At 57.6% G+C, this 26568-nt stretch carries 18 protein-coding genes and 2 pseudogenes; 4 read left to right on the top strand and 16 right to left on the bottom strand.

Going from position 1 to position 26568, the window contains the following annotated elements:
- Positions 1-6: 6 nt before the first annotated feature.
- The 8 genes from ACSV9I_RS21475 to ACSV9I_RS21440 form a co-directional block, all read right to left on the bottom strand.
- Positions 7-306: a conjugal transfer protein TrbD gene (locus tag ACSV9I_RS21475; RefSeq protein ID WP_438330772.1), complete on the bottom strand. Its 300-nt coding sequence runs from the start codon at positions 304-306 to the stop codon at positions 7-9.
- Positions 299-688, bottom strand: a complete 390-nt coding sequence (locus ACSV9I_RS21470) for a TrbC/VirB2 family protein (RefSeq protein ID WP_438330771.1) — start codon at positions 686-688, stop codon at positions 299-301. Before ACSV9I_RS21470 ends, ACSV9I_RS21475 begins: the two co-directional genes overlap by 8 nt.
- Positions 678-1643, bottom strand: coding sequence for a P-type conjugative transfer ATPase TrbB (trbB, locus tag ACSV9I_RS21465; RefSeq protein WP_438330770.1), 966 nt, complete (start codon positions 1641-1643; stop codon positions 678-680). Before trbB ends, ACSV9I_RS21470 begins: the two co-directional genes overlap by 11 nt.
- 437 nt (positions 1644-2080) lie before the next feature.
- Positions 2081-2491 carry a hypothetical protein gene (locus ACSV9I_RS21460; protein ID WP_438330769.1) on the bottom strand — a complete coding sequence of 137 codons (411 nt, stop codon included), beginning with the start codon at positions 2489-2491 and terminating at the stop codon, positions 2081-2083.
- A 163-nt stretch (positions 2492-2654) separates the two neighbouring features.
- Entirely contained in the window at positions 2655-3125 is a 471-nt protein-coding gene (locus ACSV9I_RS21455) for a hypothetical protein (protein ID WP_438330768.1), read from the bottom strand.
- Positions 3126-3127: 2 nt separating this feature from the next.
- Positions 3128-4357, bottom strand: coding sequence for a GIY-YIG nuclease family protein (locus ACSV9I_RS21450; protein WP_438330766.1), 1230 nt, complete (start codon positions 4355-4357; stop codon positions 3128-3130).
- A 172-nt stretch (positions 4358-4529) separates the two neighbouring features.
- Positions 4530-4847: a contact-dependent growth inhibition system immunity protein gene (locus ACSV9I_RS21445; protein WP_438330765.1), complete on the bottom strand. Its 318-nt coding sequence runs from the start codon at positions 4845-4847 to the stop codon at positions 4530-4532.
- Positions 4844-6121: an RNase A-like domain-containing protein gene (locus tag ACSV9I_RS21440; RefSeq protein WP_438330764.1), complete on the bottom strand. Its 1278-nt coding sequence runs from the start codon at positions 6119-6121 to the stop codon at positions 4844-4846. The genes ACSV9I_RS21445 and ACSV9I_RS21440 overlap by 4 nt, the downstream gene beginning before the upstream one ends.
- Positions 6122-6306: 185 nt before the next feature.
- Between ACSV9I_RS21440 and ACSV9I_RS21435 the strand changes: the two genes are divergently transcribed.
- A complete protein-coding gene (locus tag ACSV9I_RS21435) occupies positions 6307-6759 on the top strand; it encodes a hypothetical protein (protein WP_438330763.1) in 453 nt (150 codons plus the stop codon).
- 21 nt (positions 6760-6780) lie between these two features.
- On the opposite strand, the gene ACSV9I_RS21430 is transcribed toward ACSV9I_RS21435, so the two are convergent.
- The 6 genes from ACSV9I_RS21430 to ACSV9I_RS21405 all read right to left on the bottom strand — a co-directional run bounded on the left by ACSV9I_RS21430 (position 6781) and on the right by ACSV9I_RS21405 (position 19487).
- Positions 6781-7131, bottom strand: coding sequence for an Imm8 family immunity protein (locus ACSV9I_RS21430; RefSeq protein ID WP_438330762.1), 351 nt, complete (start codon positions 7129-7131; stop codon positions 6781-6783).
- Complete coding sequence (locus ACSV9I_RS21425) at positions 7128-8315, bottom strand: hypothetical protein (protein ID WP_438330761.1); 1188 nt, start codon at positions 8313-8315, stop codon at positions 7128-7130. Before ACSV9I_RS21425 ends, ACSV9I_RS21430 begins: the two co-directional genes overlap by 4 nt.
- A gap of 405 nt (positions 8316-8720) precedes the next feature.
- Positions 8721-8999 (bottom strand): hypothetical protein, encoded by a 279-nt coding sequence (locus ACSV9I_RS21420; RefSeq protein WP_438330760.1) that lies wholly within the window; start codon positions 8997-8999, stop codon positions 8721-8723.
- Between the two features lie 11 nt (positions 9000-9010).
- Positions 9011-17038 carry a hemagglutinin repeat-containing protein gene (locus ACSV9I_RS21415; protein ID WP_438330759.1) on the bottom strand — a complete coding sequence of 2676 codons (8028 nt, stop codon included), beginning with the start codon at positions 17036-17038 and terminating at the stop codon, positions 9011-9013.
- 53 nt (positions 17039-17091) lie between these two features.
- The gene (locus tag ACSV9I_RS21410) at positions 17092-18807 is read right to left on the bottom strand and encodes a ShlB/FhaC/HecB family hemolysin secretion/activation protein (RefSeq protein WP_438330787.1); all 1716 of its coding nucleotides are present in this window, start codon (positions 18805-18807) and stop codon (positions 17092-17094) included.
- Between the two features lie 2 nt (positions 18808-18809).
- The gene (locus ACSV9I_RS21405) at positions 18810-19487 is read right to left on the bottom strand and encodes an invasion associated locus B family protein (protein ID WP_438330758.1); all 678 of its coding nucleotides are present in this window, start codon (positions 19485-19487) and stop codon (positions 18810-18812) included.
- 809 nt (positions 19488-20296) lie between these two features.
- Here ACSV9I_RS21405 and repA point away from each other — a divergent pair.
- The 3 genes from repA to repC all read left to right on the top strand — a co-directional run bounded on the left by repA (position 20297) and on the right by repC (position 23937).
- Entirely contained in the window at positions 20297-21487 is a 1191-nt protein-coding gene (repA, locus tag ACSV9I_RS21400) for a plasmid partitioning protein RepA (protein ID WP_438330757.1), read from the top strand.
- Between the two features lie 84 nt (positions 21488-21571).
- On the top strand, positions 21572-22567 hold the full coding sequence (gene repB, locus ACSV9I_RS21395) for a plasmid partitioning protein RepB (RefSeq protein WP_438330755.1): 996 nt from the start codon (positions 21572-21574) through the stop codon (positions 22565-22567).
- Between the two features lie 155 nt (positions 22568-22722).
- A complete protein-coding gene (gene repC, locus ACSV9I_RS21390; RefSeq protein ID WP_438330754.1) occupies positions 22723-23937 on the top strand; it encodes a plasmid replication protein RepC in 1215 nt (404 codons plus the stop codon).
- A 278-nt stretch (positions 23938-24215) separates the two neighbouring features.
- On the opposite strand, the pseudogene ACSV9I_RS21385 reads toward repC, so the two are convergent.
- Together ACSV9I_RS21385 and ACSV9I_RS21380 are read right to left on the bottom strand one after the other, a co-directional pair.
- Positions 24216-25099 (bottom strand): annotated as a pseudogene (locus ACSV9I_RS21385) (IS110 family transposase).
- A gap of 686 nt (positions 25100-25785) precedes the next feature.
- A pseudogene (locus ACSV9I_RS21380) lies at positions 25786-26283 on the bottom strand (integrase); the annotation flags it as partial.
- Between the last annotated feature and the right edge of the window lie 285 nt (positions 26284-26568).

Genomic DNA, 26568 nt, shown 5'->3' with positions numbered 1-26568 from the left:
CGACCCTCAGAATTGTCGCCAGGGCGATGAAGTTGGCAAATAGTGACCGCGGTAGTTCAAATGGCGCACATAGACCCTGCGCATCAGAGGGTCGGCCTTTGCCATCATGCGCAGAATGCCAACCAGGCCGATCCAGATTGCGATCCCGAAAATCGCGGAATAGACGGTCAGAACGACGAAGATCAGGATGACGGAGGCAAGTCCGGTTAAAAGGACGAGTTCGCGATCGGCGCCGATCAAGAGCGTGGGTCGCGACAATGCCCGATGAATGCGGTTGCGGCGGAGGGTGCTGCCGGCTTCAGCCATTTGCCCCCTCCCCCGCTCCGATCAAGACGGCGACCTTGGCAATCCGACTTGTGCTGTTGAGCAAAGCGACAGAAGCGCCGGTCGATCCGAACAGGCCAACAATGGTTGTCGCGCCAAGCAGAATGCCGGCGACCATGACGATGTAGATCAGGCGGCGCGCGAAGTCGTTGAGCTCGCCGCCGAAAATCAGCATGGCGCCAGAGATCGCGACCGCAGCCAGCGCGATGTAGCCGGCAACCGGGCCTGTGATGGATTCCTGGATCTGTTCGAGCGGTGCCTCCCAGGGAAGGTTTCCGCCGGATCCGGCAAGTGCCGGGGTGGCAATGCAAGCAAAACAGAAGGTAGCGAGCAGGCCCAGTCGGATGGCACGTTTATGCAGCATGGCTGTTCTCATCGATCTGGGGGTAATGTTCGGTCTGGTAACGCGATCCGTTGAAGCCTTCGATGTGGAGCACTTCTCGGACCCGTCTCCCCCTGCCCGCTCGCTCAATCGAGATCACCAGGTCGATGGCCTCGCCGATCACGGCTTGCATTGGCTGTTGGCTCACCTCGGCGGTCAGTTGCTCGAGACGGCGAAGAGCAGACATCGCAGAGTTGGAATGGATCGTTGTGACACCGCCCGGATGCCCCGTATTCCAGGCTTTGAGGAGGGTCAGTGCTGCACCATCGCGCACCTCCCCTACGATGATGCGGTCCGGCCGTAGTCGCATCGTGCTTTTAAGAAGACGCGCCATATCGACCGCGTCACTCGTGTGGAGGCAGACTGCATTCTCGGCGCTGCATTGGATTTCGGCGGTGTCTTCGAGGATTACCATTCGATCCTCCGGGGCCGTGTTGATGACTTCGGCGATGACGGCATTGGCAAGCGTCGTCTTTCCGGACCCAGTTCCACCCGCAATGACAATATTGAGCCGGTTGGCAATGGCACTGCGGATGATCGCCACCTGTGCTTCCGTCATGATCTTGGAGGTGACATAGTCCTCCAGCGGGATCAGTCGCGATGCACGACGACGTATCGTAAACGTCGGCGCCTGGACGATCGGGGGCAGCAGCCCCTCGAAACGATGCCCGCCGAACGGAAGCTCGCCCGAAACGATAGGGCGATCGGAGTCGGCCTCCGTTTGGAGCGCATGGGCGACCGAGCCAATGACCGTTTCTGCGGCACTCGCGGTCATCTCCCCTGCTGCCGCTATGCCATGGCCCAACCGCTCGATAAACAGATTGCCGTCTGGATTGAGCATGATCTCGACAACACTCGGGTCATCCAGTGCAATGCAAAGGCGTTCGCCGAGGGCGTCCTGCAGTTTGCGTACGAGGCGCGTGTGGGATTGAAGCATTGGGCCACCGTCTTCTCTTAAGAGTTTCGGTAGCCAGAAAAGCCCTCTGCATCTCGTTAAGTCCACGTGCAGAATTGCACCTCGCGACAGGGCAGTGGTTCTCGAGGTTGGACCAGGTCAGGCTCTCGGCCGAAAGGGAGTTCTTTTCTTTATCCGCTGAGGAGGCGATCACCTCGCCCTTGAGGTCCCAAGGGTGCTGCCGTCGAACCGCATCTTCGGCATGCCGGCAGCCCGTTGGCGGTGGGTCAAGCTTTCCTAGATAACAACGTATCGTTCAAATGTCAGCCAATGCAGCGGTCGAGAGCAATACGCAGATTAGCGCCGATTTCTTCGTGGCTACTGTCCTTGGACGATATCATTGCTCATTTTATCACCGTCACCTTAATCGGAACGCCCAGCTGGTTGCCATATTCGATCGCCCGCTGCAATTGCTGCCACTATGCTGCGGTCGTGCCCTTCGGTATGGCAAGATCGATCTGACGCCCGGCGATCATGGAGCTTGTCAAGTCTTTTCCATTAACGCTGTAGCTCGGAGAGCCCTCGGTAAAACCGAGCTTCGCCGAGATGTCGCCGGTGAGCCCGTTCAAGAGTTCCGATAGTGCGTCCGCACTCTGCTGACGGGCCTTCAAACGGCCGATATCGAAGATCCCTGCCTGGGTATTTGCCTTGGACAGATCCGTGTTGAGGGCAGCCAGATCCTGGGCCTGGTTGGCGAGATTGAGATTGCCCGGTGTCAGCGTGGCAAGGGCCGAACCCGAACTGCCCTCCTTGGCGGGGATGCCAACGCTAGGGCTGATGGCGAGGTCGCCAAGCGGCGTTGTGCTGGCGGCAGATCCGGACCCTGGCAACGAAGCCGAAAGACCGAGATTGGAAGTCGAAGCCGAAGAGTGGTTTTCGAGGTTTAACCAGATCAGGGTGCCGGCGGTGGAAGGTTATTTCCTTCTGGTTCGTTATAACGGATCCGCCAATCACGCCAACGTCTGGTCCATAGCCTCATTCAACACTTGTTTGTCAAATATAATCACGCTCGACTCGGTAGTTTTTCTCAATCATCTCTATCAATAGTGGAGCGCTGGGCAACGATGGCCCCCGTGGGTATCTTTTCTCGTCGTCGGTCAATGGTCGCTGCACTTTCCATTGCTTGTCACCGCACCAAAAAAACCACATCGTATCATCCCCTTTAAGGTTGTTTGTAGATCTGAAAGTAGGGAACTGAGATAAGTGGCCGGGGACGTCAACATTTGCCATCAAAGAGAAAAAGCCCTGCCGCACGCCATCCTGAATTAAGAATGTAGTAATAAATTGCGGCTCGTTCGCAACTACAGATCTAAAGTCCTCGGGAGTTTTAGAGAAAAATTCTCGAAATATAGCGACAACAAATTTCCACTTCGGATGTGTATGGGTTACTTGTCCGTAACAAACACCTTCAGACGTTAAAATCTGAAATATGTCTCCTATCTGGACGGTTTTGCGATTAAGCATAGTTAGTTTGTCCACTGGTAATCAACGCTGTCGAGCAATTCTTTACCTCGGATCAAAGACTGCTCGTATGCTGTTGTGTTTCGGGTGGGGGATATTGAATTGATTTTGTTCAGCAGTGTTCCGCCATCTTTTCCAAGACCGTAGTAGTGGATCAGTGTTTGCTCAACTGCTCGGGCATCAGACCGTGAAAGGTCATCAAGGCCATCAATCTGTTCAATGCGAAGACCCTTCGTGTTAAAGTGCTCACGTCCCCTTCGGGCCACATCATCCGTAATCCCCAAATACCGGGTCGTCCCATCAACAACACAGCTATAGACGCAGGTCTTGCCGCCTATTGTGGTGCTATTTGACGCATTTGGCAGGCTGCCTGCATTTCCGTCAACCGTCTCGCCACTGCCGCCAGCATCCCCCTTCACTTTGCCCAAGGCCTTAAGAGCCGTATTGCGTGTGAGGAGACCCAGCACCTGGGCAAACGAAGTGACGTCACCGTTGGCGATTTCCTGCAGTGCCGCCGGTGTCGCTGTAATCCCGGTAATATCGCCCGTCAGCAGATTGACAAGTGTTGCCAGTTCTCGCTGCTTGTCGTCAGCCAGAGAGGCAGCGCCATGCGGAGCCAGTATCTTTATGATCTGGTCCAGATTGCCATTGCTATCGAGAATGGCCAGGCGTTCTGAATCTGACAGCGTGAAGGGCGCGATGCCGCTGTAGCTTGAAAGAGCGGCCGTGACATCCGCGAGAACGGCATTACACCCAGCTGCGCCAAAACCCGTACTGCGGCAGGCGAGATAGTCCTCCTGTTGCTTTGCATCCTTTGCTTCGAGCGTGCTTGCGATCTGGCACGCCGCCTGATCGCCACTGGCGCAAGCCCGCCGCGCAGCCGCCAGGGCAGCGGCATCCTGATGGTTCAGATAGTTATAGTTGACATTATCGAGCGCGGTCGCAGCACCGAGTTGGCCACCCACGGCAGCGCCGACGGCGACGGCTGCCCATTGGGTGAGCGATGCCTTCTGGGCGTCCGTCAGGTCAGGGTTGGCCTTCAACAGGTCCTGAACGATGCCATTGGCAATCTCCGAGACCGCACCTGCCAGCGCGCCCGATCCGACATCTCCGCCGGCCATCTGTGCGACGATGGCGCCGACGGCTGCATGCAGCGCGGTCTTTTCCGGGGAGCCCTCGGCAAAACCGAGCTTTGCCGAGATGTCGCCGGTGAGCCCGTTCAAGAGTTCCGACAATGCGGCGGCACTCTCCTGGCGGGCCTTCCAGTGATCAATTGTTCAAGATCTCTAGCTGAGGGAACCGAATGCCGCAGGTGCCATCCAACAACCAGTTGCCCTGCCCAAGACCGGGGCGCAGGGAGTGGCCAGACAACTTCAGTCCACGCTCAGCCTCGGGAGGCCCCACACCTCAGGTTGAAGGGAGATCATGCTCTGAGGATAAAAGCAAATATTTCATTCGTTCCAACCATGAAATGCTGGTCAGGCCATCTGCATTATAATTGTATTCGCACCCTAGGCTCGTCAAAATCTCGTCCACGGCCGATGGATCATCGCTGCTAGACTTCAACAACTGCTCCACCTCTACTATTGTGGCGTCCACTTGAGTGCTAGGCTCTGCACGACGAAAAGCCAGGATCACTTCCGCATCGCTTGCCCACGTAAAATCCCAATCCTGATTAAAATAGCCACTCAATAGTCGTCCTAAATTCAGATATCTCTGCGTCATGGAATTGGGAACCCTGTAATGATCCGATAACCGGTCGGCATGCTTGCATCTCGCTGAATAACGACGCGGATGTTAGACGATTGAGTAGATGTCGTTGATCCTCGCGACATTACATGTCCAATCGGAGTTGCCAAGTTGTGGTCAATGACAAGCCGACCTCCCGATCCGTTCAAGAACTGCGAAATGTTAGCAGCATTCGCATTGAGAGCTGATGAAACAGCACGCTCAGCTGTTGCTCGGTCAGGGAAGGAAGACGCAGCGTTTATCCTTGGCTGAGCATTCAGCCGCGCGCTAAGGTCTGCATCCGATTTCCCTACATGACGGCTAATAAGGTGCCCACCCGCCGCTTCATGAGCCTGAAGCCCTCCACCAGGTACAATTTGACTATTTGGCAGACCTCCAGCGCCGCCGTCAACCGCGTCGCCCTGACCGGGTTTGACGGAGCCGTTGCCCCGGTTGAGGTTAGAGATGCCCAGCGCCGTATAGGCTGCCAGGGTGACGGCCTCGGAGAAGAATTTCACCCGCTGGCCGGTCTCGAAGCATCCCTCTGAACCACCATTTGCCTCGCAATAGGAGATCCCGGCCAGCACATCCATGATGCGGTGATCCAGCACGGAGCCGTCGCCGGTGAGGGGACGCTCATTGACCTGATTGGCCAGCAGCCGCTGACCCAGTGCCGAATCCGCGCCCAGTTCCTGAATGGCGAGGATCTGGGCGTAAAGCCGCTTCTGGTCGAATTGCATCTGGCTGAGATGTTCTTCGGCACAGGCCATGGTGCGGCACGCTTCGAAGGCCTTTTCCTGAGCGAAATCGAGCTCTTCATACTGCTGCGATACCCTTTGTTCGCAGGCGGCGCTGTCTGGCTCCGACGCACAACCCTTCAATTCGGCAGCAAGTCTGTCCAGTTGCTCGTGTGTCAGGTAGTTATGATTGACATTATCGAGCGCAGTTGCAGCACCGAGTTGGCCACCGACGGCAGCGCCGACGGCAACCGCTGCCCATTGGGTGAGCGATGCCTTCTGGGCGTCCGTCAGATCAGGGTTGGTCTTCAGCAGGTCCTGAACGAGGCCATTGGCGATCTCCGAGACCGCACCTGCCAGTGCGCCCGATCCGACATCTCCGCCGGCCATCTTGGCTACGATGGCGCCGACGGCTGCATGCAGTGCGGTCTTTTCCGGAGAACCCTCGGCAAAACCGAGCTTCGCCGAGATGTCGCCGGTCAGCCCGTTCAGGAGTTCCGACAATGCGGCGGCACTCTCCTGGCGGGCCTTCAAGCGGTCGATGTCGAAGATCTCGGCCTGGGTATGGGCCTTGGACAGATCCGTATTGAGGGCAGCCAGATCCTGGCTCTGGTTGGCGAGATTGAGATTGCCGGGGGTAAGCGTGGCAAGAGCCGAATCCGAACTGCCTTCCTTCGAGGGAATGCCAATGCTTGGGCTTACGGCAAGGCCACCAAGCGGTGCGTTGCTCGCGTCAGACCCGGACGACAGCTACGACGCGGAGAGGTCGCGCCGATGGCCTTGTATTCGATGACCACGCCGTTTCCGGCATCGATGGTCAGCCCGCCACGGGCCTCGATCTCGACATTACGGATCGTCTCTTCAACGCGGCCCTGATCGCGCTCGCTCCACCAGAACAGGTCTTCCTCGCGCTTGAAGTCCTGGAAGAAGCTCTGGTCGGTGTCGGTCAGAAGCGCGACCTTGCCGTTTTCGGCAATGATCTCGGTTGCGCCGCCGCTTTCGATGCGACTTGCCTGGACCGTGACACCGCCTGCCTCCGAGCGGATCGTAATGCCGGCGCCACCGGCAAGGCTGCGACCTCAAGGCCTGCCATATTCGAGCTCGAGGCGCGCGAGGGTCAGAGAAACGCCGTTTCTGTATGCGCCTTTTCGGTACGGCCAGAAATGCCGTAGATATGGATCGAAATCGCTAGCTCATGCTTTGTAGTCTTCGAACTCCCATCGAAGATATCTATTAAGTTTCTGAGCAATCTCTATCCATGTGTCCCCAGAAGTCGTGTCTACCAATTTCCTTATGATTGTCTTCGCAGCAAGTTCATCATAGGTCCGAAGGAACACTACTGCCCGAGCAAATGCTGCTTTCTCATTGCGCTCTTCCTCAAACCATTTAGGCGTGCATATCTCAAAGCTGAAGATATCAGCTCCCTCCTCTCCAACAGGTCCAATCATAGCTTCTGCTGCGACGCAAAATTTCTCTATGTCGTCTGGCCAATAGATCCAGTTTTCGTAGTCAATGAGTTCGATAGATTTGACTTCTGCAATCATGGAGTGACATTCACATGGCCGTTTGCGCCCCATGCTCCATTTGAGGTTAGGCGTTGCTCGAAATTTGCCTGCGTTCCCGTCGTTGCGAATTGACTGTTTGGTTTTGCTGCAGGAGGTCTAAACTGCCTCAATCCGTCCGCACTTTCATAGAAGCCGCGTGAAGTCACACGATACCCCGGACCAACCCAAGCCTCCCCCATGGCCATAGTTTGGTCGCGGCTAAAAGTCCCCATGCCGTAATTGATGGGGCCTTCGCCCCTAAGAGCAGCACGTGCGGCTTCACCGGCGTCTCTCAGGCTGCCAATCAGTTCCGGCCAGTCTTTCCTAATTGGCGCATTCGGCACCCCGCTGTCAACCGTCTCGCCCTGTCCGGGTTTGACGGAGCCGTTGCCCCGGTTGAGGTTAGAGATGCCCAGCGCCGTATAGGCAGCCAGGGTGACGGCCTCGGAGAAGAATTTCACCCGCTGGCCGGTCTCGAAGCATCCCTCTGAGCCACCATTTGCCTCGCAATAGGAGATCCCGGCCAGCACATCCGTGATACGGTGATCCAGCACGGAACCGTCGCCGGTGAGGGGACGCTCATTGACCTGATTGGCTAGCAGCCGCTGACCCAATGCCGAATCCGCGCCCAGTTCTTGTATCGCAAGGATCTGGGCGTAAAGCCGCTTCTGGTCGAATTGCATCTGGCTGAGATGTTCCTCAGCACAGGCCATGGTGCGGCACGCTTCGAAGGCCTTTTCCTGAGCGAAATCGAGCTCTTCATACTGCTGCGATACCCGTTGTTCGCAGGCGGCGCTGTCCGGCTCCGACGCACACCCCTTCAGTTCGGCGGCAAGTCTGTCCAGTTGCTCGTGTGTCAGGTAATTGTGGTTGACATTATCGAGCGCGGTCGCCGCACCGAGTTGGCCACCGACGGCCGCGCCGACGGTGACGGCGGCCCATTGGGTGAGCGATGCCTTCTGGGCGTCCGTCAGATCAGGGTTGGCCTTCAACAGGTCCTGAACGAGGCCGTTGGCGATTTCCGAGACCGCACCTGCCAGCGCGCCCGATCCGACATCTCCGCCGGCCATCTGTGCGACGATGGCGCCGACGGCTGCATGCAGCGCGGTCTTTTCCGGGGAGCCCTCGGCAAAACCGAGCTTCGCCGAGATGTCGCCGGTGAGCCCGTTCAAGAGTTCCGACAATGCGGCGGCACTCTCCTGGCGGGCCTTCAAGCGGTCGATGTCGAAGATCTCGGCCTGGGTATTGGCCTTGGACAGATCCGTGTTGAGGGCAGCCAGATCCTGGCTCTGGTTGGCGAGATTGAGATTGCCGGGCGTGAGCGTGGCCAGCGCAGAACCCGAACTGTCCTCCTTGGCCGGAGCGCCGACGCTCGGCTGATGGCAAGGCCACCAAGCGGTGCTGTGCTGGGGGCAGATCCGGACCCTGGCAGTGAAGCCGAGAGACCGAGATTGGACGTCGAAGCCGAAGAGCGGTTCTCGAGGTTGGACCAGAGCAGGCTCTCGGCCGAAAGGGCGTTCTTTTCTTTCTCCGCCGAAGAGGCGATCACCCCGCCCTTCGGATACTATCTCAAGCTACAAGCGATTTCCTTACTGATTTGGTTGCCAGAGATACAGGTATTCAGGATGAACGTTCTCAATCGAGCCATGTGTATATCGCAAACCTTGGGCTTCGAGAAACGGTACAAGACTCCAAAAAGTTCCATCTTCCCAGTTTTCGCTGTAGCCCTCTCCACCCAAATTTACGACATCGTCTCGCCAGATAGCTTCACACTCCATGCAGCATTGGATTATCTGACCAGTTTTGACCACGCGCATAGGGATGACCCAGCCTTGTTCACATACAGGACACCATTTTTTCTGCGACATTTTTCACTTCCTTACGGCACGGGATAAGCCGTTGTGACTTGGTTGCCACCGACTTGCGTAACCACAATCTTAATGTTTGTCTCGCCTTGTGTTCCAACGACCTTACCCATCGGAATAACATAGCTTCGAGGATCATTTGCAAGAGCAGCTCCGCGCTTTAACCAAGCTTGGTCCACAAGCGCCAAGGCGTCAGCACCCTGCGCATTGAACACCGTGTGAACAGACTTGTCAGGGTTTTCTACTGTATGACCCAGTACATGATCGATCCGATTACCGAGCGATTTGTCGTAGCCGTAGATGAGCCCTGCAGGGGATACGTGCGCGATGTCCCCATCTGCGGTCACGTATGACTTAAATCCCGTGGGAGTGTTGACCTGAGCGCCAGCGCCGCTGACCGGGCGCCAATCATCAGGCACCGCATTACCGGGTGCGCCCGCAGAACTCCCAGCATCCCCCTTCACTTTGCCCAAGGCCTTGAGAGCCATATTGCGGGTGAGGAGAGCCAAAACCTGGGCAAATGAAGTGACGTCGCCGCTGGCGATTTCTTGCAGTGCCGCAGGTGTCGCCGTAATCCCGGTAAAATCGCCCGTCAGCAGATTGACAAGTGTTGCCAGTTCTCGCTGCTTGTCGTCAGACAAGGAGGCAGCGCCGTACGGAGCCAGTATCTTTATGATCTGGTCGAGATTGCCATTGCTATCGAGAATGGCCAGGCGCTCTGAATTCGATAGCGTGAATGGCGCAATACCGCTGTAGCTGGACAGGGCGGCCGTGACATCTGCGAGAACGGCACCGCATCCATCTGCCCCGAAACCTGTGCTGCGGCAGGCGAGATAGTCCTCCTGCTGCTTTGCATCCTTTGCTTCGAGGTCGCTTGCGGTCTGGCAAGCCGCCTGATCACCACTGGCGCAAGCCCGCCGCGCCGCCGCCAGGGCAGCGGCATCCTGATGGTTCAAATAGTTATAGTTGACGTTATCGAGTGCAGTTGCAGCACCCAGTTGCCCACCGACGGCAGCGCCGACGGCGACGGCTGCCCATTGGGTGAGCGATGCCTTCTGCGCGTCCGTCAGATCAGGGTTGGATTTCAGCAGGTCCTGGACGAGGCCGTTGGCGATTTCCGAGACCGCACCGGCAAGCGCGCCCGATCCGACATCTCCGCCGGCCATTTGGGCGACGATGGCGCCGACGGCTGCATGCAGCGCGGTCTTTTCCGCAGAACCCTCGGCAAAACCGAGCTTTGCCGAGAGATCGCCGGTGAGCCCGTCCAAGAGTTCCGACAATGCGGCCGCACTCTCCTGGCGGGCCTTCAAGCGGTCGATGTCGAAGATCTCGGCCTGGGTGTTGGCCTTGGACAAATCCGTGTTGAGGGCAGCCAGATCCTGGCTCTGGTTGGCGAGATTGAGATTGCCGGGCGTGAGCGTGGCCAGCGCAGAACCCGAACTGTCCTCCTTGGCCGGAACGCCTACGCTCGGGCTGATGGCAAGGCCACCAAGCGGTGCTGTGCTGGGGGCAGATCCGGACCCTGGCAGTGAAGCCGAGAGACCGAGATTGGACGTCGAGGCCGAAGAGCGGTTCTCGACATTCGACCAGGTTAGGCTCTCTGCCGAAAGAGAGTTTTTGTCCTTGTCAGCCGAGGAGGCGATGACCCCGCCCTTGAGATCAACATTGCCGCCGCCGGCGACGTGATAACCGCCTTGACCCGCGATGATGCCGCTCTGTTCGGACACATTGGCGAAATCCCCCTCGATCGTGCCGAGGTTGACGCCGCCCGAGAGACCCGAAGCGCCAAGGCCGGCCTGTGCTCCGAAACTCTTCTCCTTGTAGGTGGCAGTATCCTGACGGCTCTCGATGTTTAGATCGCCGCCGACATTGGCGATGACAGTCTCTCCGGAAATGACGGCGCCCTTGAGGTTGGTGTCTTCCCCGGAGTTGAGCACCACCGTTCCGGTTCCAGATACATGGCTGTTCAGGTTGTAGGTGGCTTCATTCCCCCCCTGGCCCTTGGCATAGCTGCCATTGGCCACCAGCCCACCTGTGCCAAGATCGATGCCGATGCTGGCACCCATGCTCTTGCTATCGAACGAGCCGGATGATCCGCCAATCGCACTGGAGAGATTGATCTCGTCGCCAGCGGACAGGAGAATGTTGCCATCGGCGAGCGGCTTGCCGGCTGCATCATAGCCAGCCGCAATCTGTGCGCCGTTTCCGGTGATATCGCCGGTTTCGGCAAGGATTGCCGTTGAGCCGCCACTGCGGAGCGTGGTGACCACGGGTGCCGTGGCGGACCCCGACTGCGTTTGCTTGCTCGCGCTGAACCCGACCGTAAGCGAGGCGGACGGGGTGAGGCTCGCGCCCGATCCGGCAAGCTTTGCAGCCTTGTAGGCGGCCAGGGCGGCTGGTGCGATGGCATATTTTCCGTTTTCACCATCGAGCTTGGAGGCGGCCTCCGCGAGATCCATGCCCGCGCCGACAATGCCGCCGCTGACATTCAAGCTTATCCCGGCAAAAAGCTCCTTGTGCATGGACGCGTAGTTGGACTGGTCCATGGCGGCGAGCAGATTGACATCGCGTACTGCATCAAGGGTCAGATCACGCTCTGCGGATGCCTGTGCTGCCTGTAGATTGATGTCCCGACCGGCATTGATGCTGAGATCACGGCCGGCGGACAGGGCCGACACCGCATTGGTATCCGAGGATTGCTCGGTCCTGTCCTCCGACTTGCCGACACCGATACCAACAGAGGCGCCGCCACTGCCGAAACTGTAAGAGATACCAAAGCCCGAGCGCTTCTCCTGTTCAAAAGCAGAACTCGCTTCTGCACCAGGCGTGATGTTTACATCGCGAGCTGCCTCAAGGGTGATATCCCGGCCGGCCTTTACCGCCGACCCCATCACGTTGACGTCTGTAAGCCTGGCCTCAAGCGTCACATCGGTACCGGCCGTCAGCGATGAGCCCGCATTCAGTTCCGAGGCCTGGTTCTTGTTCGATTGCTCCTTGCCCCAGAGTGAGATGAAACCGGCGCCCGAACCGGCGAAGAGACCGGATTTCTTGCTGCTGCTTTCAAACTGGTGCTGCTCCTGGGCGCCGATGACGGATACACTGTCACCTTCGAGCGAGAGGCTGCCGCCTGCCGTGACCTGCGAGCCTGCGACGACGGCGTTGCCGTCAGCATTCAGCTTTATGTTGCCGGAAGCGCTGAGGTCAGAGGCGATTGTTGTCTCGTCAAAGCTATGGGACTGCGAGTTTCTCTTCGACAGGAAGCCCTTCTTCGAGGATTCCCGCGCGATGTCAGTCGAATCCTTGCCGGATGCGATGACCAGATCGCCACCGGTCGACATGGAGAGGTCAGCGCTGTGCCCGTCGCTGCCCGCCTCAATCCCCGATGCAGACACCAATGTGTCGCCGCCTGAGACGGTCGAAACACCATCACCGCCAGAGATCGAAGAGCCCACCGATGTCTCTGTCTCGATCCGGACATGGTCTTTGGCGCGTCCCGTCTTCCAGGACATGTCGCGGAATGCGCTGTCTCTGACTTCGGCGATCGTGATGTCGTCGGCGGCCTTCAATGCGACCTTGCCGTCCGCGGATACGTCGCCACCGATGATGTTGAGGTTTGACCCCGCCGCAATCGACACCGATCCGCCGGCCTGAATCTCCGACAGCGTATGGGTGGTTGCCGCTGCGGTGTTCTTGCCGAATGTTTCGTCTTTTCGTTCCTGTGTGGCGATGATGTTGACGTCACCGCCCGCCTCAAGCGTCGTGCTCCCGCCAGCCTTCAATGAGGAACCGGCCAGCAGCAGATCGTCTCCGGATTTGATAGTCGCATCTGTACCGGCCGAGAGCTGCGATTGCTGCTGCTCTGTCGAGGTGGTCGTTGTGTAGCCGTCGCTTGTCTGACGGTTGAGGCCCGCAGAGGCGATGTTGACGGAGCCGTTGTCCGCGTTCAGGCTGAGTGCCTGATTGGCTGTCGCTGTGCTACCGATGACATTGATATTGTCGTTGGCCGAGATCGCCAGATTGCGACCGGAAACAGAACTGCCCGTTGCGTTCTCCTGGCTGCCGTTATCCGCTTTAGCGATATCGAGCGTGACGTTCTGGCCCGTGAGCGCCGTATTGCCGCCAGCCGAAACGCTCGCGCCTCTCAGGGTAAGATCGGAGCCGGCCGATAGACTTGCGTTGCCCCCGGCCTCGACTGAGGCACCAATGACAACCGTCTGCCCTTCAATATCCCGCGCCTGAGCTCCGAGCGTCAGCGCGCCGGCCGATACAAGAGACACATTGCCACCTGCCTGGAAGCTGCCGCCATCCGCTGAAATCGATCTGCCGGACACCGACAGATCGTTCCTTGCAAGCATGGTGCCCGAATTGCTGATCTGGTCACCGTTGATGGTGACGTTGTCGCCTGCCATCAAGGCTCCGGAAGCCGTGATCTGCGCCATTTCCGTGCTAGGGACATAGACGACCGGAACGAGCACCTCGATGCCGCTGACGACTTTCGTCTCATACCAGACGAGAGGCTTGGTCAGGGCTGCGACCTGTTCCGGTGACAGGACCTGACCCATCACGAGGTTCTGGTTTTTGGCGAATTCGACACCCTGATCGAGGAGCATCTTGACCTGCTCCACGGCATCGCTGCCGGGCACGAACGCATGTGAACCGAGCCCCTGCGCACTCAGCAGACGCAGTTGCTGGTCAATATACTGGTTCTCGAAATAGGCATCGCCGAGGAAAGGAACCTGGCGGTCGGGCTGGAAGCCTATACGTCCCAGGAAGTAACTTGAGCCGTAGAACGCGCCGACATCGAGATAGGCCGCGCGTGTCTCGTAGAGAAATGCTTGGCCGGGAATGCTCCCCCCGATGCCGCCCGATTGCGGGTTCACCGGCGCCTCAGCCAAAGCCGCCTTCAGTGCTGCCCCCGTCGATCCAGCGACCGAAAACAAAGCGGAAGACGCCGTCATTGATCCCAGTACAGAAGTTGGATCGGCGGAATCCGTTGGTTGAGCCACACTCATCGAGCCGGCGATCGTACCCGCTGCCACGCTGTTGTTGACCGTTTCAACGCCGGATGCGTCGAGATCACCGCCAGCCCGGATGATGGCGGCGACGCTACCGACCGATTCCAGCTTGCTGATGATGGAAGTGCCCTTCGCAATGCTTTTGGAATAGATCGGATTCCCGGCGGAGTCATAGCCCTGACAGCTACTTTGCGCATTGCAAGTGATAAGGGTGGTGCGAGTTAGATTCATCCCCTCATTGGCTAGGACGCTACCTTTGAGTGTTGCGTCACCTACAGCTTCGATTGTGCTGAAGGAGTTGATCGCGTTGGTCGCATCGATTGTTAAATTGGAGCCCGCATGAATAAGTGCTTCTCGCGTAAGCGGCGCTGTGAAATAGTCTTCTGTTGTCGATTGGCTGATATTGGCGCTGCTGTCCCAGCTATAGATTGTGCTGCTGTCCCAGCCTCCCTGCTCATGGACGAGGTAGAATTGCGAAGGATTGTGTGGATCGAGCACGAGGTCGCCATTCTCGTCTCTCTGCGCGTTGTCTGAAAGCCATTCTCTGATCTCGGCCGATTTCCTTGGTCCCGGCGAAGAGATCCATGTGTTTGCGCGCCAGAACGTGCCGTCTGCGGTAGACGCAACTGACCACAATTGATCCGAATAATCAGCCAGATATTGTTTTGGTAGACCAAGCTCCTCATAAAGCCACCAGTCGTCATCGTTCTTTCCGTGAAAGAGATGCGCAAATGGTTTGCCTGCAACATCGGGGTTGAGGCGAAAACCTGAAACAACGGTGGAGCCGACGGATTTTGTCGCCGAAGTTGGTGCAATCAGGCGTCGATTGCTCAGGTTGTTGGTCAGGATCGACAGATCACCGCCAGAACGGATCATACCAGAAATATTGGTGAGCGCATGGTTGCGCTGAGTTGCACTTGCACCTGCAATCAAAAGATTGTCGCCAGCGATGATGGCGCCCTGATCGTTGGTGAGGTTGCCAGCGACAAACATGCTGGCATCGCCGCCAGCATAAATCAGGCCCGTCTGGCTGTTGGTGAGATTACCGGAAACGGAGACATTGAGGTCGTTGTTGGCAGCGATCTGTCCTGCATTGCTGAGGTCTCCAAGCGTCAGATTTAGGTTGTGCTCGGCCAGCAAGGCGCTTGATCCCGATATCGTGACGGCCGAGGCCGCGATCGATAGGTCCCCTGTGCCGCCCGACTTCGCAACCGTGTTGACCCTGGCATCAGTGAGGTCGGCTGTGCCGGTCAAATTGGCTGAGAGCCCGCCGAATGTAAGCGTGCTGCCAGAGAAGTCGGCGCTGTTCGCATAGATGGAAAGCGTTCCAGATGTCGCTATGCCGCTGCGGCCGTGGCTGAGGTCTATCGAAGTTGCACTGACAGAGATATCGCCGCCCGCCCGCGTTGTTTTGTCGAGGCTGATCGTGCCCCGGATTGCGGATAATGCGGCTGCAGCCTTGCTCTGTAGGCTCTGATAAGAGAGATCGTGATTGGCGACCGCAGTTACGTCCCCGGCGCTCATCACGTCAGTTGCTGTGATTGAGCCATGTGTCGCCTCCAATTTCAGGTCCCCGGCGCTTCCCAGCACGACATCGGAGGCGGACCGAGCGGTGGCGGCGACATCCACTCCGGACAGGATCGCGTTGGCTGCAATCGTGGAGGCCCTGGCGTCGATGGCCCCGGCAGCAGTCACATTCCCGCTTATGCTCAGGCTGCTGCCCGCCGTCAGGCTGATATTGTCGTAACTGAGGAGTGAGGTGGCGATGATAGAGCCACCTGTTGCTTCAATCGTCAGGGGGCCTTGGCTTCTGGTGTCGCCGATGGTCACCGATCCAGAAGAACTCGCGAGGTCAATGAGATCGCCAGCATCGAGGTTGCCCGCGGCAACGCCTGTGGACGAGATCCGGATCGCACCGAGCGTTGACACATCTCCTGCGACAGACAGCAGTCCATTGCCTCCGGCGAGGTCGATGGCGCCATCGGCTGCAACTGTCTCGAGAGTAACTCCGGAATCCGCCCGCACATCGACATGCGTCTTCGAAGACAGCTTCTTCGCCTCCACACTCGTCCCGGATTTGATAGCCATACCTTGAGCACCAGACGCATCACCGATGGAGATCTTGCCGTCGGCCGACAGCGATAACTCCCCGGCATTGGCTGCCATATCGGCGCGCATGCGGACACCGGCACCCTTTTCCGTCACCACCATCTTGATGCGGTTCGCCTGCATGGCTCCCAGCGCGGAACCGTCAATGGCATAGTCCGGCGTACCCGAGACCGCCTCGAGTTCTGCGTGCTCGCCGGTCGCGTAATTGAACTTCGACGCACCCGCCGTCAGACGGAGATCTTTTCCATGAATGGGGCCATCGACCTTTATGGTGCGGGATACGATGTCGAAGAGGTCGACTGCACCGTCGCCCGAGGCGACATTCGCGCCCTTAGAGCCGAACGTGACGTCGCCACCCCTGACGGTGAACCCGTTCAACTGCCCGTCCGCATCAATGTCAGGGGCGCCTGTTGTCAGCGTGGCCCGCGGTGTGTTGATGAAACCGCAGCCATCGCAGGTAACACCATTGGGATTGGCGATAATCACGTCCGCCTTGCCGCCGAATACCTCGGTTGGACCGAGAAGCGAACTGCGATTGGTGGATGTGACCTCGTTCAAGATCACCGAAGCAGGGCTTCTGCCCTGCAGATTCGGATTGCCTGGAGTCACCCCACCAAGCTTGGAGGTGCCGACCTCACCATTGAAGTTGTTGAGTATCAGGCCCTGGGCGCCCACATTGAAGCTGTTGTATTTGTTGTGCGACAGCCCTTTTGCATTCGGGGTCACGATATCGATCATCGACACACCGTTGGGTGCGGCCCCGACACCCGGACGATTGATCGCAGCTGCAGCGCCATCTGCTGTAACTTCTTGAGCACGCGCCAAGACGGGCTGCAGGGCAAGCAGCACGCTCAAGAGCGAAGCCAGGGATTTGCGGGCGATGTCGGAGTAGCGGGCTGGAAGCTGCTTCGTACGCATGACGGGTCTCCGGCGAAATGGTCGTTACGATCTCAGGGATTGCTGCTCAAAGGTCACCAGCGAACCGTGGCGCTGGCAAAAAGAAGGTTGGCGCGTCCTTCATCGACGCTGCTCATGAAAGTCTGGGAGTAACCGAAGTCTGCGCTCAGACTGCCGCCGACCAGCTTGGCGCCGACAGACCAACTGGCGAGATGGCCACCGTCTATGTCGAAGCGGCTTTGTGAGAATACCTGCCCGAAATCAAGGCCAACATAGGGCCTGAATTCTCCCAGGATCGGGGCGACCTCGCTGCCCTCGAAAACTGCGGTTCGCCAGGACAATTCGTTGTGACTGAACAGGCCGTTATTGCCGAAAATCACGCTTTGCCGGATACCGCGGACATTGCTGTGGCCGCCAAGCGCGATCTGCTCGGCGCCGAAGAGATTGTCGGGCGAGTACTGTCCGCTGAGGAGGCTCGTAAGTTCGAAGCCTTCGCCAGACATTTCGAATGGCCGTGTACCACTGATGGTGAACCCGAGCTTGGAGAAACGAGGGTCTGCTGTGCCGGCGCCGGGCTCACCTGATTGCACGGCGTCGAACAGGTCCAGGCCCTGATCCAGATTCAGTTCGAACGCCAAGACACCGCCAAGCATTCGCCGAGAATGGGAGATCCCGATTGTGCCAACGGTGTAGGCGCGGCTGCCCACTTCGATCCGGTTGCCAAGCAGAAAGTTGTTCGTGCGCTTGAGATTGATTCCCCCCCGGAGCGTGGTGATGGAATCCTTGTCGCGGTCGACGACACGATCGACATCGACCCCGAATTGGGAAGAGTTACCCGAAGTTTCTATCGGACCGAAATTGCCGGGCACCGTGCTGTGGTATTCGTACCAGGAACCATGCGCCGAGACTGTCCAATAGCCATACGGAATGCTGGCATTGGCGGAATAGCTGTTGCTGAAACCATCGCCGTCAGTGCCCCAGGGATAGTCAGGGCCGGAGTGCCCATAGGTCATTCCGAACTGATCGTTCAGCCCCAGAAGATCATCTAAGGTGAGTGAAGCGCTGCTTTGTGAGTAACCGGTACTTTTTTGACCGAGGTTGTTGTTGGCCAGGGTGAGGTGCCAACGTTTGCCCGGCGTGTTTTCGACGTTCAGGATAGATGTGCCCTGTTCCGAGCCAGGCAGCATCGTGGTCTTCGCGTCATTCGACGATAGGCGATTGATCTGGTCTAGCCCCTGCTCGATATCGCGGATATTGGCGGGTTGCCCCTCAACGCCAGGAAATGCCGTAGCAAGTGAGCCGCGTCGGTTCGTCCGTTTGCCGTTCAGATAGATCTCGGAGGTTGTCCCCTCTACAACCGTCAAATTCAGGAGACCAGAGCCTGCTATATCCTGCGGTGGCACATAGGCACGCGAGGTGACGAATCCCTTGTCCAGATAGAGGTTCGTCACCGCCTTGAGCAAGACGCTGATATCATCGACCCGAATGCAGCGATTGTCATAGGCCTTTGTCAGAGCGCCGATCTCGTCGGAAGAGATCTTCGTTACGCCATCGATCACAACCCGAGAAATGGTGAAGCAAGGACCATCCGCTTGTGACGAATCCAAGCCGGCAATTCCGTCTGCCTCCACCTTCTGATCGGGAGTTGCCTGCTTCAGGCGATCGAGGCGTTCGGCCAGTGCCTTGCCGCTCTGCTGGCGGGCGAAATCCTCGCCTGGCGACTGCGCCGATGCGACACCTCCTGGAAGAGAGAAAAACATTGCCAAGAATGCGAGGAAGGGTCGAGCCATCCTCATGGGTTGGTTTCCTGCCACTTCCGCGTCTGACTTTCGAGGGCGGCGAGTGCCGCCGTGAGACCCGTGAGCGAAAATCGGATGTCGATTGCCTGCCCGTCGATCAGGCTGAGCGTCGCACCGCCGGTTTTTCCTGTCTTCAGTGCCGATAGCATTGTTGGCTTTAGCGACGTCTGGACCCAGCATCCAGATTGATTGCAGTTGCGATAAGCGAGCTTGGTGATGGGTTTCCCGTCTGCACTGATCGAGAGGCCAGCAGGCAAGGCCACATTCAACGGAACCAGCATGGTGAGGATCATTGAAGGTGACGCCATCTCACCGCGACGCTGCAATGCGGTTAGGTCCGGCGCTAAGGCCAGCGTCAGCACTGTGACCCCGCCCTGTTCGCGCATGACTTGCGCAACCTGCGCGATTTCGCAGAATTGATGGCTTTTGTCATTCGTTACGCAGCGCATCTGCCAGTCGTGGAATCTCTCTACGGATGCGCCGCCGTCCTTGATCCCGCCGGCGTCGACCGCGTCGCGAGTTAGTTGATTTGCCGCGAGATTCTTTGAAGGAGAAACAATGTCTTGCCCGAAAGCAGGGCTTGGGAGACCCGTGGCGACAAAAACCGCCAAGGCGGCAATCTGAGGTGGAGTGAACAAAGGCTTCAAGGGCAATGAAAAACTGTAGGACATCAGAAAATACAACTTTAAAAGGATGCGATGTGACAGCCGCCCCTCTCATGCGTCGTCACGCGCTGTCAACGTGTGATTGTGTCAAATAGTGAACGAATTTTCGTTTTGGTGTCGTCTATTTTAGTGATGGCTGCTACGTTTCTTAGCAGCCGCTGAACCGTCGCGGCCTCTGAGGGGCCCGAAACTCTTCACGTAAGCCGACTACGATGACGCCGGTAGGATATCCGCATTCAATTGCTCAACTTTGCCAGCGGACAGTCAACTCGCAGCCCCACGCCTACCGCTCGCCGTAATTACTTCAGTGTGTTTTCCGGCGCGATATGCACTGTTGTCATCTGCCTTCCCTCCGTAAGCGGCACCATGGCGTGAAGCAGGCATTATACGCTGACGCCGGCGGAAGGGGCTACGGCATCAGTTCAATGGCATAGGCGTCTAACCCATCGATTGAAGCCTTTCCGCTGGGCAGAGCTCCGAGTTAACCGGAGCGAAGTCCATGTGCAATTCTGCACCTAGCTTGGGGTGCTGCAATCCGAGAATCTCGGGCCGATTCGTTTTTCCATGGCGGTCTCGGCTGAAGCGTTCCGTATTGAGTCACAGGAAATGCGGCTGATAGCCATTGCGAAGGAGACCGCTAACACACTGAAAGATTGAGAATAGTAGTCTTCATAAACGTAGCGAGGCTGGCGCGTTAAGGATTTGTTAACTTTAAACTCCTTGCCGCATGGACGGAATCGGATGATAGTTGCGAAATTGATGGCTGCACGGCCATTTTTTCGAAAGTGTAGCCACCTCGGGACATAGTTTGCAAAATGAATCAGCCACCGCCTAACCGATTTGATTTCGAGATTGCGCAGCAAGGCGCGAAAATCTCAAGTGCGCTGCATATGTTGCGCAGCCAGCAGTATCCTCCTGACGCAAAGAAGGGTCTTCGTAAGTTTCAGCTCGGAGAGGTCGCCGAGTTTATGGGCGTGACACAGAGCCACCTCCGGCAGATCCACTCCGAGGGGAAAGGCCCCGAGATTGAATCGGTTGCCGGCCGTCGCTACTACACAGCCGAGCAGATGTTAGAGCTTCGAGAGTTCCTCGAAACCAATAAAAAATCGGACAAGAGGGTCTACCTGCCCAAACGCCGCGAGGGCGAGTCGATGCAGGTTGTTTCTGTCGTCAACTTCAAAGGCGGAAGTGGGAAAACAACAACAGCGGCCCATCTGGCCCAATATCTCGCCCTGACTGGTCACCGGGTATTGGCGATTGATCTCGATCCCCAGGCATCTCTGACGTCACTGTTCGGAATCCAGCCTGAACTGGACGAGACATCATCGTTGTATGAAGCCCTGCGCTTTGATGGTGAGCAAAAGCCGATTGCGGATGTAATTCAATCAACCAATATTCCTGGGCTTGATGTCGTCCCTGCGAACCTGGTTCTTCAGGAATACGAATATGATGTACCTCTCGCGATATCGTCGAAGAACGGTAGCGAAGGGCGCCTTTTTCATATGCGTATCGGCAATGCGCTGAAGCAGGTCGACGATCGCTATGATGTGGTTGTCATCGATTGCCCGCCCCAGCTTGGTTACCTGACGATTACGGCCCTCATGGCATCGACAGGAATCCTGATTACTATCCATCCTCAGATGCTGGATATCATGTCAATGAGCCAGTTTTTGATGATGCTCGGCGGCATCATGACGCCAGTTGCGGAGGCCGGGGCCGAAATCAAAGTCGAGTGGTTCCGGTACTTGGTCACGCGATTTGAGCCGACGGATATCCCGCAGGCGCAAATGGTTGGGTTCATGCAGTCGATGTTTGCCCAACATATGTTGCGAAATCACGTGCTCAAATCGACGGCAATTTCTGATGCTTCGATCAAGAAGCAGACTCTCTATGAGGTCGAGCGAGGCGATTTCGTCCGTTCGACCTATGACCGTGCGATGGAAAGCCTGAACTCCGCCAACGGCGAAATAATGGATTTGATCCATGGCGCTTGGGGGCGAAAATGATCTCCTTGTCAGCCGTTCTTTTTCTGAATTTTGCAATGCTGCACAATGGCTTGCGGGAAGTGAACCCTGGGTTAGAGGTTGGACATGTCTCGAATTAATCCATTCGCCTCTTTGGATCTCGCTTCGATTTCGTCCGAGAAGGCTCCCGCGAAGCCGGGCTACGCGATGACTGGCGCTGCCAAGACGGTCGTTCGTTCAATCGAAGACCTGGCAGAAAACACCAAGAAGCTGATGGAGGGCGAAGTCATTGTGGAGCTCGATCCACAATTGGTTGATGGTTCCTTCGTTCCTGATCGACTGTCTCATGACGATGAAGAGTTCGAGGAACTGAAGCAAGCAATCAAGGAAACGGGTCAGTCGACGCCTATCCTTGTGCGCCCCAGCTCGACAGACGACCAGCGATACATGGTGGTGTTTGGGCACCGCCGCTTGAAGGTTGCACAGGAGCTTGGTGTTCCTGTGAAGGCGGTCGTCAAGAAACTTGATGACGTCACTTCCGCGATTGCCCAGGGGCAGGAAAACTCTGCTCGATCAAATCTCTCCTTCATAGAGCGAGCGTTTTTTGCACAAAATCTCTTGTCTTCCGGGATGGCGAAAGACGTCATTAGATCATCGCTTGCCGTTGATGAAGCAATGCTGTCGAAAATGCTTGGCGTGGTGGATGTCGTTCCGGCCACCATCATAATTGTGCTGGGTGCATCGAAGAAGATTGGGCGTGATAAGTGGTTGAGCCTTAGACAGCTGTTGCTGGCCCCTGCCCTCTTGAAGGTTGCCACTGACTACGTTGGCACCTCTGAGTTTCGTGAGATTGCCGAAGAGAAACGGTTTGACGATCTTCATGACTACCTCAAACGCTACAAGGCAAAGTCGGCTGCGAAGAAGCCGAAGGTAGCTTCTGCGGTGTCCGAATGGACCTCGCACGATAGTTCATTGGAATTTTCGATGTCCGCTAAGGCGAAGAAAGTTTCGATCGAACTGTCCAATAACGAGGCCAAGCCCTTCAGCAGCTGGCTCTCAAGCAGGATGGATCGTCTGTACGAGGAGTACAGGCAGTCGAAATCTGATCAAAACGGAGACTAAACCGCAAAAGAAAAAGGCCCCCAATCGGAAAACCGCGGAAGCCTCTCTCGTCATCTGTAGCAAGATCGAGAATCGCATTTCCCGGATTCACAGTCAAGAGTCTTTGGCGCCGTTTTGGTGAGCTCACTTCTTTTGCCTAACGAAAGGCGAGAAAGATGCAACGGGAACATGTGACGACGCCCTTTGGGCGGCGGCCGATGACCCTTGGGCTGGTGCGAGCGCAGCTCCAGACGTCCGAATCACGCCCGAGCCGGGGCGTGGACAAATGGAAAGTGTTTCGCGACGTGGCCGAGGCCCGGCCGCTGCTCGGGCTTCAGGATCGGGCGATCGCGGTTCTCGATGCGCTTTTGAGCTTCTATCCGCAGAACGAGCTGAAGCCGGATGCGTCACTGGTGGTCTTTCCCTCCAATGCGCAGCTGTCCATTCGCGCACATGGCATCGCCGGCACGACGCTCAGGCGGCATCTGGCGAGCCTCGTCGAGGTTGGTCTCATCCAGCGGCGCGACAGCCCGAACGGCAAGCGCTATGTGCACCGCGACCAGGACGGCCAAATCGAGGAAGCCTTCGGCTTCGACCTCGCTCCCTTGCTCGCCCGGGCGCACGAGCTCGCGGGCCTGGCGCAGCAGGTGGCCGAAGAAGCCCGACGCTTCAAGCGGGCAAAGGAAGCGCTTACGCTGTGCCGCCGGGATGTGCGCAAGCTGATCAGTGCTGCCATGGAAGAGGGCGCCAGCGGCGACTGGGCGGCGATTGAGGCCGTTTATGTGTCGATCCTTGCGAAGCTACCACGCACGCCGAGCCGCTCCGCCATCGAATCCATCTCCGAAGACATGGCGCTTTTGCGCGAGGAAATCCTCAACCAGCTGGAAGTTCAGCTGAATTCTGGAAAAATGGACGGCAATGCAGTCCAGAATGGCTGCCATATACAGAATTCAAAATCCGAATCTATCTATGAACTTGAACCATGCTCAGGAGAAGAGCAGAGGGCGAATGCCGAGCGAGAGAAGATCCGTCCGGCAGATCCGATAAAGGCTTATCCGCTTGCAATGGTGCTGCAGGCCTGCCCGCAAGTGATCGATTACGGTCCGGGCGGCCAGATCGGAAACTGGCGCGACCTGATGGCGGCCGCAGTGGTGGTCCGATCGATGCTCGGGGTCAGTCCCTCGGCCTACCAGGAGGCCTGCGAGGTGATGGGCCCTGAAAATGCGGCCGCGGCCATGGCCTGTATGCTGGAGCGGGCGCATCTGATCAATTCTGCCGGCGGCTATCTGCGGGATCTGACACGGAGGGCTGGGCGCGGCGAATTCTCGCTCGGGCCGATGATCATGGCGCTGATGAAGGCGAGGGGATCCGAGAGGCTGAGGGTGGGTTGAACGGCACCGTTCATCGCCACAACTTCTGACACCGGAATAGATCAAAACCATTCGGGAGCGCTTTGCGCAGTAGCCTTTCGCCTGCCAGTTCAATGTCAGAAAATGTCTTGGTTCAGAAAGGAGGCGTTCAGGGTGCCGTCTCATTTCTTCCAGGTGGGGACGTACGGATAGTGGTCGTCTGAGAGAATGTGAGATTGGCTGGGGACCTATTGAAGCGCTGTTTTCTCTATCCTTGACCTCCCCCGAGAAGTTTGTTTCCAACGTCACAAGCGACTGTCTTAACAGTCAAGCGTTTTGCCCTGCTTTTCGTCCCGGATGATGGTGTTGAGGATGGTAGCAACGACAGCGACGATCTTAGGTTTGTTGTTGCGGTCAGGCGGTCGCGGAAGGCCTTGAGGACGGGGTTATGCCGGCTGGCGACTAGAGCGGCCATGAACAGCACGGCGCGCACCTTGCCTCTGCCGCCGCCGAGGAAGCTCTTGCCCTTCCAGGTGCCCGATTGCCGGGTCGAGGGCGCAAGCCCTGCAAGGGAGGCGATCTGCCACCGGTGGAGGCTGCCCAGTTCCGGCAGCTCGGCAAGGAGCGTGCGCGCCGTTGCCGGCCCAACGGCTAGCACCGACGTCAGCAGGCTCTCGCGCACCCGCCAGACCGGCGATTTGCGGATCTGGTCGTCGAGATCTTTGTCGAGGCTTTCGAGCTCGCGCCGGAGGGCCGAGCAGCAGACGCTTGGTGCTCTTGTGTGCCTCTTTTGCCAAGGCCATGCGTTCCGGTTCTCCTCGGACACGATCATCTGGACGATCTGCCGCCTGCGGCCCACAAGCGCCGAAAGAGCCTGGGTTTCGGCATCTTTCAGCGGCCGAAGCTCGGGCCTGGTTGCCACCACATAGACCGCAATTACTGCCGCATCGATGGCGTCGATCTTGGCCCGGCGGCCGAGCGCATTGGCATAGGCGCGGACCTGCGCCGGGTTGACCACGATGACGGCAAGCCCGGCTGCAGACGGTCCGGCTACCTTGGCCGTTTCAAAGCCTCCCGTCGCTTCGAGGGATACCAGATCGTTGATGCCGACGTGTTTGTGCGGCACTTGAAAGATCAAACCGGACGGCACCACGGCCACATCCAGACCATCGTTCGACACATCAATTCCGACCACAATATCCATCTTATCTCATCCTTGCCTAAACGGACTTTGACTGCGCAAGCGGCCCTAGCGACTGTTCGGGCTCGATGGAACGGCGGACGCAGCCCCTTGCTCTCCCGCGGACTTGATGTCCCAAAAGTGCGTCAGTCTCCGATCCGCCACCGCAGCCGACATTACAGCCTTGAATGCGGTTGGGGGAAGTTACAGGAGCCTGGCGACGCAATGCCACCACATCGCGGGACTTCCAGCACCGGTCCCAAGAGAAACTCGGTCTAGCCTACGGGAGACGCAATCAAGAACCGGAGCATCGATCTCATTCATGAACTGCTTGGTCGAGCGATTCAGGGCGGCGGTCAGCGGATCACGACCGGACGCAGTTTGAACGCTGCCCGACAGACCCAGTCCATCAGTGTACAACAGTGCGCCGACAGCAATACGAATTGTCAGCCGTTTTTTTCGCTAATTTGTTTCATTTATTCAATTGCTTATGCGATTTGAACCTACTAATTTTTCGACTGGATTAAAATGACCTCGGTTTGGCCGTTGCTGCATTGGCAGGGCGGCGGTCGGTGAGGCCTAAATTCTGGGCATTTTCGTCGTTCTCAGCGCCACTGGTATTGGGCAGCCGAAGTGAAGGGAAAGCGAGAGCAGGGGAGAGGCTCATTCGATCCGGATTGGCTCTCCTCCGGCCGCAACTGCTCGGATCAAAGGACGGCGATTTCGCTACGTCGGCGGCAAACTGAGGTGAAAGCGACCCTCAGGATCGCTTGATCTCTGATATTGCGCAGGCTACTGGTAGCGCAGGTAGCTAGGAGCTTTGCGAGGAGGTCTCCGGCGACCGCCGCGCTCTTCTGTTTCCTCGGTCCCGGTGTGGCTCGAACAGAGAGTCTGATGGCGGACGCGAGCGTCGGCGAGCTTAAGGCCCTGAAGCGCCCGCCATTTCATCAACGTCGAACAAGTGGCAAGCCCGCTGCGGATTGTATCTGGGGCGTGCGGCTCATCTTCCGCAGAAAGCCCGATAACCGTCGCTTGCCCTCGATATCTGCAGGCATTTCGTGTTCCAGATCCGTCAGATGCTTTTCTGCATCTCACAGGTGGTGGGCCACGAATTTGATCAGCAGCGCTTCAGGTGCCGGCCAGGGAGGGGAGGGCCCAGCTGCCGCCAATGACCACCCCTGCCGACAAGCCAAATTTGAAACCAGCGCCTAAGCGTATTTGCGCGCCCCGTGAGGCGAAGTGCATCGTAAATCCTATGAGCCGTGTGGGCTTCCATCTGATGGGTCCAGGACACATGGCTTGCGGCGATTTTTACAGAAGCTACGGCGCGCTCTTCGGCACGGGTGATCGTTGAGAGGTAGGATTGTGCTGCTCTGTCCGACATCAGCGCCCATGAGACAGAACTGGCTTAATTGAGAAGAGAGGATTTTCGGCTCATCGTAGCTCTATCGAAGGAAGCGAAGATGAGACAAAAATCCGGGCCTCAGACATCG

It is taken from the genome of Rhizobium sp. G187, assembly GCF_051549525.1.
Classification (GTDB): Bacteria; Pseudomonadota; Alphaproteobacteria; order Rhizobiales; family Rhizobiaceae; genus Allorhizobium.
This window is presented reverse-complemented; position numbering and strand designations above follow the sequence as displayed.